The following is a 15,091-nucleotide window of genomic DNA, read 5'->3' as shown; positions in this document are numbered from 1 at the left end:
CTTTCAACGAATCAAGGCCGACTGTGAGCGACAAGGCAACCGAAATCGCGAATCTGCTCGCCCCCACCGTTCAGTCGCTGGGTCTGGAGCTGCTGGGCGTGGAATATCTCACTGCCCCGGGTGGTGCGACGCTGCGCCTCTACATCGACGTGCCGCTGGCCGAACAGCCCGAGCGTATCGTCAACATCGACGACTGCGAACGCGTCAGCCGCGAAGTGTCCGCGCAGCTGGACGTCGAAGACCCGATCAGCGCCAATTACACCCTGGAAGTTTCCTCTCCCGGTGTGGATCGCCCGCTGTTCACCGCAGAACAATTCGAGCGTGCCATCGGCGAATCCGCCAAGGTCACGCTCAAGCTTCCGCAGGACGGCCGACGTCGCCTGCAGGGCGAGATTCTCGCTGTAGACAATGAGCAGGGTACCGTCACCTTCAAGGTCGACAACGCCCCGTTCACCGCCGACGTCGAGAATATCGACAAGGCACGCATCATGCCGGACTGGGCCGCCCTCGGCCTCGCTCCGACCAAACCGACTGGCCCGGCACCCAAGCAGGGTGGCAAGGCGAACAAGAAACCATCCAACGAGCCGGCGGCTAAAAAGCCGCGCGCGGAGTGAGCCAATGAGCAAGGAACTTTTGCTGGTAGTGGATGCGGTCGCCAATGAAAAGGGCGTTCCGCGTGAAGTGATCTTCGATGCCATCGAGGCAGCACTGGCGTCGGCTGCGAAGAAGCGCTATCCCGACGAAGAAGTGCTGGCCCGTGTGTCGATCGACCACAAGGACGGCAACTACGAAACCTTCCGCCGCTGGGAAGTGGTGGCTGATGACGTGGTAATGGAGTCCCCGGACCGCCAGATCCGCCTGATGGATGCCATCGACGAAGCCGAAGGCGTCGAAGTTGGCGATTACATCGAAGAACAGATCGAAAACCCCGACTTCGGCCGCATTGCTGCCCAGGCCGCCAAGCAGGTCATCGTCCAGCGCGTGCGCGAAGCCGAGCGCCAGCAGGTCGTGGATGCCTGGAAGGACCGCGTCGGCGAACTGGTCACCGGTGTGGTCAAGCGCGCCGAGCGCGGCAACATCTATGTCGACCTCGGTGGCAACGCCGAAGCCTTCATCCCGAAGGACAAGGGCATCCCGCGCGACGTCCTGCGCGCCGGCGACCGCGTCCGCGGTTACCTGGCCGAAGTCCGTTCGGAACCGCGTGGCCCGCAGCTGTTCATCAGCCGCGCCGCCCCGGAATTCATGATCGAACTGTTCAAGCTCGAAGTGCCGGAAGTCGGCCAGGGCCTGGTCGAGATCAAGGCCTGTGCACGTGATCCGGGCGACCGCGCCAAGATCGCCGTGCTGGCCCACGATTCGCGTACCGATCCGATCGGTGCCTGCATCGGCATGCGCGGTTCGCGCGTCCAGGCCGTGTCCAACGAGCTCAACGGTGAGCGCGTGGACATCGTGCTGTGGAACGAGAACCCGGCCAACTTCGTCATCAATGCGATGGCGCCGGCCGAAGTGCAGTCGATCATCGTCGACGAAGAAAAGCATTCCATGGACCTGGCCGTCGCTGAAGAGCGCCTGGCCCAGGCGATCGGCAAGGGCGGCCAGAACGTCCGTCTTGCCAGCCGCTTGACCGGGTGGCAGCTCAATGTAATGACCCAGGACCAGGTGACCGCCAAGTCCGAGGCAGAGCAGGGCGTTGCCCGTCAGCTGTTCATGGACAAGCTGGAAGTGGATGAAGAAATCGCCGCCATCCTGGTGACCGAAGGCTTCAACACCGTGGAAGAAATCGCCTACGTCCCGGTCGGCGAACTGCTGGCCGTGGAAGGCTTCGACGAGGACATCGTCGAAGAACTGCGCGCCCGTGCCCGCGATGCGCTGCTGAACGAGGCGCTGGCGGTGGAAGAAGGTCTGGAAGACGGTTCGCCGTCGGACGACCTGCTCGCCCTGGAAGGCATGGACGAGGCAACTGCCTACGCCCTGGCCGGTCACGGCGTGCGTACCAGTGAGGACCTGTCGGACCTGGCCGCCGACGAGATCCTCGAGTTCGGTATCGAGGACCTGGACCAGGAGCGCGCCGCCGCCCTGATCCTGGCCGCCCGAGCCGAGGAGATCGCCCGCCTGGAGCGCGGCGAATGAGCCAGCGATGAACAGTGCCCTGACCCGCTCAGGGCTTAGACTCCGCGCTGCCTTCGCACGTTTCGAGGGAGCGCCAACCAGATCATAGGATCCGAATGTCGCAGCAAACCACCATCCGCAAGCTTGCCGAACTGGTCAACACCCCGGTCGATAAACTGCTTGTTCAACTTGCCGAAGCCGGCATGAAGTTCAGCGGTCCCGACCAGGTCGTGACCAGCACCGAGAAGGTGAAGCTCCTGGGCTTCCTTCGTCGTTCGCACGGCAAGACCGAGCAGCCCGTCGAGAGCACCGACGACGCCGCCAAGAAGATCACCCTCAACCGTCGCAAGTTGCAGGAAGTGACCGTCAGCGCCGGCCGCAGCAAGACCACTGTCAACGTGGAAGTGCGCCAGAAGCGCACCTACATGAAGGACGCCAGCGGCAAGCCGATGACGGCGGATGAAGAGCGCGCCGACATCCTGCGCAAGCTGGAGGAATCCCGCCAGCGCAATCTGGACGAGCAGCGCGCACTGGCCGAAAAGGACCGTGCACGCGACGAGGAAATCGCCCGCAAGCGTCAGGAAGAAATCGACGCCAAGGAGCGCGCCGAAGCCGAGCGCAAGGCAGCCGAAGCCGCTGCTGAAGCGGCCAAGAACGCACCGCCTGCACCGGCGCCGGCGGCTGCCAAGCCGGCCGCTGCTGCCGATGCACCGGCCCGCGCCGCGCGCCCGTCGGCGCCGTCGGCTGCGCGTCCGGCCCCGCGTTCGGATGACCGCAACTCGAACAACAACAACAACAACCGTCCGGGCGCCAAGCGTGACGACGAGGGTGGCAACCGCTTCGCCGGTCAGCTGCACCTGTCGGCTGCCGACCGTGCCCGTCGCGGCAACAACAGCAACTCGCGTGGTCGCCCGACCGGGCGTACCCAGCACGGCGGCCGTCGTGACAGCAACCAGTCGCGCAGCGGCGGCGGTGCCCATGGTTTCGAACGTCCGGTCGCTCCGATCGTGCGTGACGTCACCATCGGCGACACCGTCACCGTGGCCGATCTGGCCCAGAAGCTGGCCCTGAAGGGCGGCGACGTGGTGAAGGCGCTGTTCAAGATGGGCGTCATGGCGACCATCACCCAGACCATCGACCACGACACCGCTGCGCTGGTGACCGAAGAACTCGGCCACAACGTGATCCGTGCCAACACCAACGACGCCGAAGACGCGCTGCTGGCGCTGGCTGGTGGCAACCAGGGCGAGCCGGCGGCACGTCCGCCGGTGGTCACCATCATGGGCCACGTCGACCACGGCAAGACCTCGCTGCTGGATTACATCCGCCGCACCAAGGTCGCCACGGGCGAGGCCGGTGGCATCACCCAGCACATCGGTGCGTACCACGTTGAAACGCCGAAGGGCGTGATCAGCTTCCTGGATACCCCGGGCCACGCGGCGTTTACGTCCATGCGTGCCCGCGGTGCCAAGCTGACCGACATCGTGGTGCTGGTGGTGGCGGCCGACGACGGCGTGATGCCGCAGACCAAGGAAGCCATCCAGCATGCGCGTTCTGCCGGTGTGCCGCTGATCGTGGCGATCAACAAGATCGACAAGGCCGGTGCCGACCCGATGCGCGTCAAGAACGAACTGCTCACCGAGCAGGTCGTGTCCGAAGACTTCGGTGGCGACATCCAGATGGTTGAAATCTCGGCCAAGGCTGGCCTGGGCATCGACGACCTGCTCGACGCGATTTCGGTCCAGGCCGAACTGCTCGAACTGAAGGCCGTGCCCGATGGCCGCGCCAGCGGTGTGGTCATCGAGTCCTCGCTCGACAAGGGCCGCGGTCCGATCGCCACCGTGCTGGTGCAGCAGGGCTCGCTGAAGAAGGGCGACTACCTGGTCTGCGGTATCCAGTACGGCCGCGTGCGCGCCCTGTTCGACGAAACCGGCGCACAGCCCGACCAGGCGGGTCCGTCGATTCCGGTGCAGGTGCTGGGTCTGTCCGGCGTGCCGGATGCCGGTGATGACTTCGTCGTGGTCGAAGACGAGCGTCTGGCCAAGGACGTCGCGCAGCAGCGCGAAACCAAGCGCCGTGAATCGCGCTTGGTGCAGTCGGCCGGCAGCCGCATGGAAGACATCATGGCAACCCTGGGCAAGGGCGATGGCCAGCAGGTGCTGAACCTGGTGATCAAGGCCGACGTGCAGGGTTCGGTGCAGGCGCTGAGCCAGGCACTGGTCGCGCTGTCCAACGACGACATCCGCATCAACGTGATCCACTCCGGCGTGGGCGGCATCACCGAGTCGGACGCCAACTCGGCGGTTGCTTCCAAGGCCACCGTGATCGGCTTCAACGTGCGTGCGGATGCTTCGGCCCGTCGCATCATTGAATCCAACGGCGTGGACCTGCGTTACTTCTCGATCATCTATGACGTGATCGATCAGGTGAAGCAGGTGGCCTCCGGTCTGCTCGGCGTGGAAATCCGCGAAGAGATCATCGGTATCGCCCAGGTCCGCGATGTGTTCCGCAGCTCGAAGTTCGGTGCAGTCGCTGGCTGCATGATCATCGAAGGCACGGTGAAGCGCAGCAAGCCGATCCGCGTCCTGCGCGACAGCGTCGTGGTCTTCGAAGGCGAGCTGGAATCGCTGCGCCGCTTCAAGGAAAACGTCGAAGAAGTCCGCAACGGTACCGAATGCGGTATCGGCGTGAAGGCTTACAACGACGTCAAGCCGGGTGATCAGATCGAGTGCTTCGAGCGTATCGAAGTGCCGCGCACCCTGTAATGTCGCGGTGTGGCCCGACCAACGGTCGGGCCCTACCGTGATGTAGCGCCCGACCGTTGGTCGGGTCCCGTATACCGTAGCGTCCGACCGTTGGTCGGGTCCCGTATACCGTAGCGCCCGACCGTTGGTCGGGTCCCGTATACCGTAGCGCCCGACCATTGGTCGGGTCCCGTATACCCGTAGCGTCCGACCGTTGGTCGGGCGACCACTGAATCAAGAGTCCCTCGTGCCAAAAACCTTCCATCGAACCGACCGTGTTTCCGCCCAGATCCGCCGCGAACTGGGGACGCTCGTGCACAACGCCGTGCGTGTACACGGCCTGCCTTCGGTGAGCGTCTCCGACGTGGAAATCACCCGTGACATGGCGCATGCCAAGATCTTCGTCACCGCGCTGATGCCCGAACGTTCGGTAGAAGCCATGAAGGGCCTGAAGGAACTGGCCTGGGAGCTGCGGATGGAGCTGGCGCGTGCCATGAAGCTGCGCCACGTGCCGGAACTGCACTTCCACTACGATGATTCGGTGGATCGCGGCGAGCGCATCGACAACATCCTGCGTGACCTGCCCGATACGCTGGCGGCTGAAAAGAGCCGACAGCCTGAGGACGACGCCGGGGATGGCGACGCGGACGACAGCGACAAGAAATCGGATTGATGGACCAACAGCCCGCAAGGGCTGTTGTCTTATGGGGCGGTGCCCGGGTCGACAACGACCGCGCCGCCGACCGCCGGGACTGCCGGCAGCGCCACATGGCGCCGATTGAAACCACGACATGGCACCCCGAATCACATTCCGTCGCCTGGACGGCATCCTGCTGCTCGACAAGCCGGGCGGCATGAGCTCCAACGCTGCGCTGCAGATCGCGCGGCGCCTGTACCGCGCCGAGAAGGGCGGCCACACCGGCAGCCTGGACCCGCTGGCCACCGGCCTGCTGCCGCTGTGCTTCGGCGAGGCCACCAAGATTGCCGGCCTGCTGCTGGGCTCGGCCAAGGCCTACGACGCCGAGGTGGTGCTGGGCCAGACCACCGATACCGACGATTCCGATGGCGCGGTGCTGCGCGAACGGCCGGTGCCGCCGATCAGCGCCGACGCGCTGGCGGCCGCGCTGGCCCCGTTGAAGGGGCGCATCCTGCAGCGCGCGCCGATCTACTCGGCGCTCAAGCAGGGCGGCGAACCGCTGTACCTGAAAGCGCGCCGCGGCGAGGTCATCGAGGCGCCGGAGCGCCAGGTGGAGGTGCACGCCATCGAGGTGCTGGAGCAGCAACCGACGCGGCTGCGCCTGCGCGTGACCTGCGGTTCAGGCACCTATATCCGCAGCCTCGCCCGCGACCTCGGGGAAACCCTGGGCTGTGGGGCACACATCGCCGGCCTGCGCCGCCTGTGGGTGGACCCCTTCCGCGACGCGCCGATGGTGTCCCTGGACACCCTGCGGACCCTGGTGGAGCAGGGTGACGAAGCGGCCATCGATGCGCTGCTGCTGCCGCTGGACGCCGGCCTGGCGCACTATCCGCGGGTGACCCTGGATGCTGAACAGACCCCGCGGTTCTGCGTGGGCCAGCGCCTGCGCGACCCGACGTGGGCGCAGGGTACGGTGGTGGTATACGGCCCGGACGAGGCCATCCAGGGCCTGGGCCAGGTCGACGAGAACGGGCGGCTGGCACCGCAGCGGCGCTTCAACCTGGCCGGGCAGGGCTGACCCCGGCGCAGCCGGTCCTTGTCCCGGCGGGCTGCGCCCGTTACAATTTCGCGGCCTTTTCAGGCTTCCCGCGTTCTGCGGGTTCATCCTTTCGTTAACGGCGAGTCGCGCGGTACGTCAATGGGACGTTTCTGCGGGCCACGCATCCAAGAGAAAACAGATATGTCGATCGACACCCAGAAAGTCATTGAAGACAACAAGCGCAGCGCGGCCGACACCGGCTCCCCGGAAGTCCAGGTCGCCCTGCTGACCGCCCGCATCGAACTGCTGACCGGCCACTTCAAGACCCACAAGAAGGATCACCACAGCCGCCGCGGTCTGCTGCAGATGGTCAACCGCCGCCGCAGCCTGCTCGACTACCTGAAGAAGAAAGACGCTCCGCGTTACAAGGCCCTGATCGAAAAGCTCGGCCTGCGTCGCTAAGCAGGAATCCCAACCGCGGCGCAGGAATGCGCCGCGGTTTTGTTTTGGTAGTACCGCATCAAACGCCTGGGCCGGACAACCGGTCACCCGTCGGCGGCAAGGGTCGCCCGCGGTCCATTCGAAGAAAGCATCATCCCAAGGACATCCCCCGTGGCAAAAATCACCAAAACCTTCCAGTACGGCAAGCACACCGTCACGCTTGAGACCGGCGAAATCGCCCGCCAGGCCGGTGGCGCCGTCATCGTCAAGTTCGACGACACCGTGCTGCTGGTCTCCGCCGTGGCTGCCAAGAGCGCGCGTGAGGGCCAGGACTTCTTCCCCCTGACCTGTGACTACCAGGAGAAGTTCTACGCCGGTGGCCGTATCCCGGGTGGCTTCTTCAAGCGCGAAGGCCGCGCGACCGAAAAAGAGACGCTGATTTCGCGCCTGATCGATCGCCCGATCCGTCCGCTGTTCCCGGAAGACTACAAGAACGAAGTTCAGATCATCGCTACCGTGATGTCGCTGAACCCGGACATCGACGGCGACATCGCCGCGCTGATCGGCGCCTCGGCTGCACTGTCGCTGGCCGGCACCCCGTTCAAGGGTCCGATCGCCGCTGCCAAGGTGGGTTACAAGAACGGTGAGTACATCCTCAACCCGACCGTGACCGAACTGAAGGATTCGGAGCTGGAACTGGTTGTCGCCGGTACCGCCAACGCCGTGCTGATGGTGGAATCCGAAGCCGCGCTGTTGTCCGAAGACGTGATGCTGGGCGCCGTGACCTTCGGTCACCGCGAAATGCAGAAGGTCATCAACGCAATCAACGAACTGACCGTGGAAGCCGGCACCAAGCCGTCGACCTGGGTGGCCCCGGCCAAGAACGAGGTGCTGATCAGCGCCCTGCAGGAAGCCATCGGCCCGCGTCTGGGCGAAGCCTTCCAGGTGCGCGACAAGCTGCAGCGCCGCGACGCCATCTCGGCGATCAAGAAGGACGTGGTCGAGTCGCTGGCTGGCCGTGTGGCTGCTGAAGGCTGGAACCCGGCCGAGCTGTCGAAGGAATTCGGCGAGCTGGAATACAGCACCATGCGCAACTCGGTGCTGGACACCAAGGTCCGCATCGACGGCCGTGCGCTGGACACCGTCCGCCCGATCGCCGTGAAGACCGGCATCCTGCCGCGTACCCATGGTTCGTCGCTGTTCACCCGCGGTGAAACGCAGGCCATCGTGACCATCACGCTGGGCACCGCCCGCGACGGTCAGGTGATCGACGCCGTGTCCGGTGAGTACAAGGACAACTTCCTGTTCCATTACAACTTCCCCCCCTACTCGGTGGGTGAGACCGGCCGCATGATGGGCCCGAAGCGTCGCGAAATCGGCCACGGCCGCCTCGCCAAGCGCGGCGTGCTGGCAGTGATGCCGTCGCTGGAGTCCTTCCCGTACACGATCCGCGTCGTGTCGGAAATCACCGAGTCGAACGGCTCCTCGTCGATGGCCTCGGTCTGCGGTTCCTCGCTGGCCCTGATGGACGCCGGCGTGCCGGTCAAGTCGCCGGTGGCCGGTATCGCCATGGGTCTGGTCAAGGAAGGCGAGCGCTTCGTCGTCCTGTCCGACATCCTGGGTGACGAAGATCACCTGGGCGACATGGACTTCAAGGTGGCCGGTACCGCTGAGGGCATCTCCGCCCTGCAGATGGACATCAAGATCGAAGGCATCACCGAAGAGATCATGAAGCAGGCACTGCAGCAGGCCAAGGCTGGCCGTCTGCACATCCTGGGTGAAATGGCCCACGGCCTGACCGCTCCGCGTCAGGAGCTGTCGGACTACGCGCCGCGCCTGCTGACCATCAAGATCCACCCGGACAAGATCCGCGAAGTGATCGGCAAGGGTGGTTCGACCATCCAGGCCATCACCAAGGAAACCGGCACCCAGATCGACATCCAGGATGACGGCACCATCGTCATCGCGTCGGTCAATGCCATCGCTGCGCAGGCTGCCAAGGCCCGCATCGAGCAGATCACCTCGGACGTCGAGCCGGGCCGCATCTACGAAGGCAAGGTCGCCAAGATCATGGACTTCGGTGCGTTCGTCACCATCCTGCCGGGCAAGGATGGCCTGGTGCACGTGTCGCAGATCTCCAGCGACCGCGTCGAGAAGGTCGGCGACGTGCTGAAGGAAGGCGATGTGGTCAAGGTCAAGGTGCTGGAAGTCGACAAGCAGGGCCGTATCCGCCTGTCGATGAAGGCCGTCGAAGAAGGCGAAGGCGCCGTCGCCGAGTAATCGGCCGGGCCGAAGGCGCGGTAGGTGAGGACCGTTGGTTCTCACCTCTGCGCCTCACGCTTTCGAACAACGAAAAAGCGGGCTTCGGCCCGCTTTTTTGTGTCTGTCGTTCCGAAACCCGGCCGACAACGCTATCCAGCCGCGTGCCTACGCCTCGCCCTCGTCCGCATCGTCGCCAACACCCCGCCACCACACCGTGCCTTCTTCCGGTGCGCTTTCCACGCACGGCGGGCTTTCAATCGCATCGACGCTGCGCCCCGGCCCCGCGGCCACCCAGTTGGCCAGCAGCCGCTCCACGGCCGCCTTGCCCTGCGCGCCGATGCCCAAGTTGCGTTCGACCTGCCAGTCATCGTTGCTGGCCGCGCCTTCATCATGCGCGGTGTCCGCCGCATCCTCCTCGCCGTGGCCGACGCCATAGCTGCAGCGCAGGCACAGCGACACGATCGATGCGGTCCAGTCTTCCACGTAGCCGATGCCGGGCAGTTCGGCCTGCTGCAGCGCGTCCAGGTCGTCGGCCGACGGACAGCGGATGAACGCCACGAAGGTGCGGTGGTCCGAGCGCTGCAGGATCTGCAGGGCGTTGAACACCGGCACCGTGCCGTCATCCAGGGCGCGCTCGCCGGTCTTGGCGCCGTCGTGCAGCACGATATCGAACAGACGGTGGCCGGTTTCCGGCAGGGGCACATTCAACAGCCGCGCGCGCACCACATCGATGCGCCGTGCAAACACCGTTTCACCATTGCCCCAGGGATTGAGGCGGATGGAGACGAGACCGAAATCGTGTTCGATCGGACCGTCGCCCTCCGGGATGCCGATGCCGCATCGCGTCCACTGCCGGCGCGCTTCGGCCCAGTCGCCCAGCGCGGTCGCGGCGATGCCGGCATTCCAGGCACTGGCGTCGTCGGGCGACGCCTGCAGCGCCTGCGCGCGCAGGGAATGTTGCAGCGAGGCGGGCCAGTCGCGCAGGTATTTGTGGGCAAGGCCGCGCATGTAATGCAGGTATGGCACCTCGGGGGCCAGCGTGGCCAGTTCGCCGAACAGCGCGCTGGCCTGCTGCAGTTGGCCGTGATCGAAGGCGTCGTAGGCGCGCGCTTCCAGCGCGTCCCATGCGGCGGTGTCCGGTGCGGTGTCGCGTGGATCGGAAGTGTTGGTCATGTGCGCAGGATAGGCCGAATCCAGTCGTACCGTCGCCTGTCGCACGGGCAGGCCGCAGTGGCGCGACAGGACATCCGCGGACCTTGCCCGTCGCCGCGATCGACCGTGTGGGACACGGCGTTGGCGCATGCCGGCGGGGCGGTGTTGTCCGCTGGACGAATGTGCCGGACATGGTGCCAAAACGCCTGTATTACCGTCGTCGCCCGCATGTGCATTTGCTAACGTGGCCCGGCCACCGTGCCCTTGGAGTCTGCATGTTCCGTCAGCGCCTTGCCGTCCTTGCCGCCTGCGCCGCCGCGGTGCTATCGCTCGCTGCCTCCGCCGCCGAACCGCCGGCCAAGGTGATCGGGGCGTATTACCCGGGTGGCTCGGCCGACCGCTATCCGGTCGCGGACATCCCCGCCGACACGCTCACCCATCTGTTCTATGCGTTCGCCACCATCGACGCGGGCCGGTGCGTGGTCGGGCCGCAGGCGGACGCGCATTTCAAGGCGCTGGCCGCACTCAAGCGTGCGCATCCGACGCTGCATACGCTGATATCCATCGGCGGCTGGAACGCGGGCGGCTTCTCCGATGCGGCGTTGACGGCCGACAGCCGCGCGCGGTTTGTCGCGTCCTGCGTTGCGCTGTTCTTCGACACCCACCGCGGCAGCTTCGACGGCGTGGACATCGACTGGGAGTTCCCGGTGTACGGCGGACCGCTGGAGATCACCGACCGCCCGCAGGATCGGCGCAACATGACCCTGCTGGTGCGCGAGTTCCGCCGCCAACTGGACGCGGCCGGCACGGCCGACAAGCGCCGCCTGCTGCTTACCGCTGCGCTGCCGGCCGGGCGCGTGCAGACCGACGGCCCCTACGATCCGGCGCGCAGCTATGCGCTGAAGGAACTGGGCCAGACGCTCGATTTCATCAACTTGATGAGCTACGACATGGGCACCGGCTTCTCGGCCGTGTCCACCTTCAACGCGCCACTACGTGAGGTGGCCGAGGATCCGTTGGACCCGGCGCAGCGCCGGTGGAACACCGTGGAAGGCGCCGTGGCCTACTACCAGCAGCACGGCGTACCGGCCAGCAAACTGGTGCTGGGCGTGCCGTTCTACGGGCGCGGTTTCCGCGTCACCGCGGGCGGCAACGATGGCCTGTACCAGCCTTACAGCGGCCCGTTCGATGCCGGTGACTGGCGGCGCATCCGCAGCGCGTTCCTGGACGCGCCCGGCTGGCAGCGGCACTGGCATCCGGTGGCGCAGAGCCCGTGGCTGTACAACCCGACCGAGCGGATCTTCATCAGCTATGAAGACCCGACCTCGATCGGGTTGCGCGCCGCGTTCGCCAAATCCGCCGCGCTGCGCGGCGTGTTCACCTGGGAGCTGACCGGCGACGACGCACAGGGCAGCCTGCTGCAGGCGATGTCCGCACCGTTCCTGCCTTAATCCAGGTAGTGCGACACCTCGATCAGGTTGGCATCCGGATCGCGGAAGTACACCGACAGGATCGGCCCGGTGGCACCGGTGCGCTGCACCGGGCCGTCTTCCACGTCCACCTGCTGCGCTTGCAGGTGGGCCAGGATCTCGTCCATGCCGGCATAGGTGATCAGGCACAGGTCCGCCGAGCCGGGCGTGGGGCGCAGCGCCTTGGGCTCGAACTCGCGTCCCGCAGCGTGCAGGTTGATCTTCTGCAGCCCGAAGCGCAGCGCGGTGCGCCCGGCGCCGAAGGTCTCCACCTGCATGCCCAGCACGCGCCGGTAGAAATCGCAGGTGGTGTCGATGTCGGCCACGGTGAGCACGAGGTGGTCGAGGCGGTCGATATGCAGGTCGGTCATGGCAGTGCGGCAAGGCGGGGAAACCGGCACGTTACCCCCGCGACCGGCAATGCACGGTGAGCGAGGGCGGGCTGCAGGGTGGGAGACCAACGGCACCTGCGGGGCGGTTGCGCCGTGCCCTATGCTTGGCCGCATGGAGACCGTGCGCCTGCTGGACCTGGACATCGACCGCGCCCTGCAACAGGTGCGGCGCGGCGATGCCGTGCTGCCGGTCAGCGGGCTGAGTTGGCGGCTGCTCGATTGCCTGCTGGCGCACGGCACCAACGTGGTGAGCTTCGATACCCTCGCCGCGCAGGTGTGGGCCCCGGCCGTGGTCGGCGAAGATGCGATCAGCCAGCGGGTGAAGCTGCTGCGCCAGGCGCTGGGCGATGACAGCCGCAGCCCGCGCTATGTGCGCTCGGTCCGCGGTCGTGGCTACCAGCTCTGCGCGCCAGTGCAGCCGGTCGCGCACGCCGCACCCGCAGATCAGGCACCGCCCCTGACGCGGCGCTGGGGATGGCGCGCGTCCGCCGCCGCAGCGAGTGCGGTGGTGGTTGCCGCCGCACTGGCCGTCGTGGCCTGGCCCACCGCCGCGCCGCGCTCCCCGGCCGACCCGCTGCTGCAGCGTGCCGACCACTACGCCGACATCGGCCAGGCCAGCAACAACGCGCGCGCCATCGCGCTGTACCGGCAGGCGCTGCAGGTCGATCCGGACCTGCCGGCCGCACGACGCGGGCTGGCACGTGCGCTGGCAGCCGATACCTGCCTGTTCAATGGTCCGGCCGAGCGCGCGCAGCAGGCCGTGGTCGAAGCGGACCGGGTGCTGCGCGCGGCACCGGACGATGCGGCTGCATTCGCTGCACGCGGGTACGCGCATGACTGCCTGGGGTCCATGCCGCGTGCGATCGCCGATTACCAGCGGGCGTTGCAGCGCGACCCGGACGATGAGCGCACGCGCGCCTCGCTGGCTTACCTGCAGCAGGAACAGGGGCAGCTTGCGCAGGCACTGCAGGCCAACCTGTCGCTGCGCGCGCCCGAGCGGGTGCGTTTCCGCGAGGTGCAGGTGGCGCGCGAGCTGGAACTGCTCGGCTTCACCGATGCCGCTGCACGTCGCCACGAACGCAACTTCCAGCTGTTCCCCGACAACGTGTTCGCCAACATCGCCTGGCCGCGCAGCCTGCTGCTCATGGGCGATGCGGGCCGGGCACGGACGGCGCTGCAGCAGGCGCTTGCGCGCGGTACGCCGCATCCACAGTTGTTCCGGCTGCAGGGTGAGATGCTGCTCCTGCAGGGCGACGCCACCGGCGCCGCACAGGCCTTTGAGGGCGGCCGGGCGCTGCGTCCGCAGCAGTCGATGGGGCAGACCCTGGTCGGCCTGCACGGCACCGTCCCGCCCACGCCGGCGTGGATCGCCGCGCAGCTGCAGGCGCAGGCGGGCGAGGCCGGGGATGGCTGGTCGGACATGGCCATCGAACGCGCCCTGCTGCACCAGGCCCAGGGCGATACGGCGGCCGCCGTGGCCGACCTGCAACGCGCGGTGGACGCGGGCTTCCGCGATGCCGCCTGGCTGCGTGCCACGCCGCTGTTCGCCCCGCTGCGCGCAGCGCCCGGGTGGCCGCGGCTGTTGGCCCGGATCGACGCGGATGTCGCTGCGCAGCGCGCGCAGGTCCTGGCCGCCGCGTGGCGGCCAGGCGAGCTGGATGGGCTCAGTCCAGCGCGGGCAGCAGGAACCCGGTGAGGATGCGGCGCGACTGCGGGTGGGCGTAGGTGCGGTTGTAGGCACTGCTGGTGATCACCGCCACCAGCTTCCTGTCCGGGATCACGAACACGTAGTTGCCGCCGTTGCCGGACATCGCCCACAACGTCGTTTCGTGTCCCTGTACGGGCAGTTTCAGGCCCCACCACTGGTACCCGTAGTCGCTGCCATCGCCGGTGCTGGCCTGTGCGCTGACCATCGCCGTCACGTAGTCGGCCGGGATCAGCGCCTTGCCCTGCCAGCGTCCACCGGCCAGTACCAGCGCGCCCAGGCGCGCCAGGTCCCGGCTGCGGTAGCGGGTGCCGCCGCCGCCCATGCCGATGCCTTCCGGCGAACGGTTCCACCGGCTGGCGGTGATTCCCAGCGGACGCTCCAGCGCCTGGGCGGCATAGTCGGCCAGCGGCATCTTCGTGGCGCGTTCCAGCACCGCGCCGAGTACGAACGAATTGGCCGTGCAGTAGGCGTGGGCACGCCCATGCGGGCTGTCCTGCGGGCGCGTCATCCACGGGGCGAAGCCCTTCACCGGCAGCGCCAGGGCGAAGTCGAGCCAGCGCTCGGTGACGTACATGCGTTCTTCGTTGCCGGCCGAGAACGCGTTCTCGTCGTCGCACTCCCACAGGCTGCTCATGGTGAGCAGGTCTTCGATCGTGGTCGCGCGCAGGCGCGGATCGACCGGATGGGTGGCGGTGAATTCGGGGAAATAGTCGTAGACCCGCGCCTTCACTCCCGGCAGGTGGCCATCGCCGATGGCTGCGCCGACCAGCATCGCGGTGACGCTTTTGCTGGCCGAGCGCACATCATGCAGCGTGTCGGCGCTGGCCCCGTTGAAGTAGTGCTCGTAGGCAATCTGTCCGTCCACCATCAGCAGCACGCTGGTGACCTGCTTGATGTCTTCGGCGGCGATGGCCGCTTCCAGGGCGGCCAGCTTGGCCGGATCCGGTGTCGGTGGCGCCGCCCGGGCCGCCAGTGGCAGGCAGGCAAGCCAGAACAGGATCAGGGCGGCGTAACGGGGTGAACGGGTGTGCATGGTCAGGCTCCTCGAAGTGGAACCCGACTAGGCCATGGACGCGACTGAAGTGCTGGAAGAACGTCTGAAGGTTTCTGAAAGCCCGCCCGCACAAGGGCTCCGGTG

Annotated in this window: 12 protein-coding genes; 9 read left to right on the top strand and 3 right to left on the bottom strand. The window is 66.8% G+C overall.

Annotation, left to right across the window (positions count from 1 at the left end):
- Window positions 1-23 precede the first annotated feature (23 nt).
- The 7 genes from rimP to pnp all read left to right on the top strand — a co-directional run bounded on the left by rimP (window position 24) and on the right by pnp (window position 9,250).
- Complete coding sequence (rimP, locus tag AC1DCJ_RS14055) at window positions 24-614, top strand: ribosome maturation factor RimP (RefSeq protein ID WP_038687250.1); 591 nt, start codon at window positions 24-26, stop codon at window positions 612-614.
- Window positions 615-618: 4 nt separating this feature from the next.
- Window positions 619-2,130, top strand: a complete 1,512-nt coding sequence (nusA, locus tag AC1DCJ_RS14050) for a transcription termination factor NusA (RefSeq protein ID WP_038687252.1) — start codon at window positions 619-621, stop codon at window positions 2,128-2,130.
- A 95-nt stretch (window positions 2,131-2,225) separates the two neighbouring features.
- Window positions 2,226-4,874 carry a translation initiation factor IF-2 gene (gene infB / locus AC1DCJ_RS14045; protein WP_137191707.1) on the top strand — a complete coding sequence of 883 codons (2,649 nt, stop codon included), beginning with the start codon at window positions 2,226-2,228 and terminating at the stop codon, window positions 4,872-4,874.
- A 226-nt stretch (window positions 4,875-5,100) separates the two neighbouring features.
- Window positions 5,101-5,526, top strand: coding sequence for a 30S ribosome-binding factor RbfA (rbfA, locus tag AC1DCJ_RS14040; protein WP_137191706.1), 426 nt, complete (start codon window positions 5,101-5,103; stop codon window positions 5,524-5,526).
- A gap of 118 nt (window positions 5,527-5,644) precedes the next feature.
- Window positions 5,645-6,568: a tRNA pseudouridine(55) synthase TruB gene (gene truB, locus AC1DCJ_RS14035; RefSeq protein ID WP_478071237.1), complete on the top strand. Its 924-nt coding sequence runs from the start codon at window positions 5,645-5,647 to the stop codon at window positions 6,566-6,568.
- A gap of 162 nt (window positions 6,569-6,730) precedes the next feature.
- Entirely contained in the window at window positions 6,731-6,991 is a 261-nt protein-coding gene (gene rpsO / locus AC1DCJ_RS14030) for a 30S ribosomal protein S15 (protein ID WP_038687260.1), read from the top strand.
- A 150-nt stretch (window positions 6,992-7,141) separates the two neighbouring features.
- Window positions 7,142-9,250 (top strand): polyribonucleotide nucleotidyltransferase, encoded by a 2,109-nt coding sequence (pnp, locus tag AC1DCJ_RS14025; protein ID WP_038687262.1) that lies wholly within the window; start codon window positions 7,142-7,144, stop codon window positions 9,248-9,250.
- Window positions 9,251-9,397: 147 nt separating this feature from the next.
- On the opposite strand, the gene AC1DCJ_RS14020 is transcribed toward pnp, so the two are convergent.
- On the bottom strand, window positions 9,398-10,405 hold the full coding sequence (locus AC1DCJ_RS14020; protein WP_478071236.1) for a tetratricopeptide repeat protein: 1,008 nt from the start codon (window positions 10,403-10,405) through the stop codon (window positions 9,398-9,400).
- Between the two features lie 254 nt (window positions 10,406-10,659).
- On the opposite strand from AC1DCJ_RS14020, the gene AC1DCJ_RS14015 reads away from it, so the two are divergent.
- Window positions 10,660-11,835 (top strand): glycoside hydrolase family 18 protein, encoded by a 1,176-nt coding sequence (locus tag AC1DCJ_RS14015; protein WP_478071235.1) that lies wholly within the window; start codon window positions 10,660-10,662, stop codon window positions 11,833-11,835.
- On the opposite strand, the gene AC1DCJ_RS14010 is transcribed toward AC1DCJ_RS14015, so the two are convergent.
- Window positions 11,832-12,215 carry a VOC family protein gene (locus AC1DCJ_RS14010; protein WP_185753531.1) on the bottom strand — a complete coding sequence of 128 codons (384 nt, stop codon included), beginning with the start codon at window positions 12,213-12,215 and terminating at the stop codon, window positions 11,832-11,834. The two genes, AC1DCJ_RS14015 and AC1DCJ_RS14010, sit on opposite strands and share 4 nt — an antisense overlap.
- 142 nt (window positions 12,216-12,357) lie before the next feature.
- On the opposite strand from AC1DCJ_RS14010, the gene AC1DCJ_RS14005 reads away from it, so the two are divergent.
- Complete coding sequence (locus tag AC1DCJ_RS14005; RefSeq protein WP_478071234.1) at window positions 12,358-13,941, top strand: winged helix-turn-helix domain-containing protein; 1,584 nt, start codon at window positions 12,358-12,360, stop codon at window positions 13,939-13,941.
- Here the strand turns inward: AC1DCJ_RS14005 and AC1DCJ_RS14000 are convergent.
- Complete coding sequence (locus tag AC1DCJ_RS14000) at window positions 13,910-14,986, bottom strand: serine hydrolase domain-containing protein (RefSeq protein ID WP_478071233.1); 1,077 nt, start codon at window positions 14,984-14,986, stop codon at window positions 13,910-13,912. The two genes, AC1DCJ_RS14005 and AC1DCJ_RS14000, sit on opposite strands and share 32 nt — an antisense overlap.
- Window positions 14,987-15,091 lie beyond the last annotated feature (105 nt).

This window comes from Stenotrophomonas sp. 10N36 (genome assembly GCF_056395005.1).
Note: the sequence above shows the minus strand (reverse complement) of the source record. Positions and strands in the feature narration are given on the sequence as shown.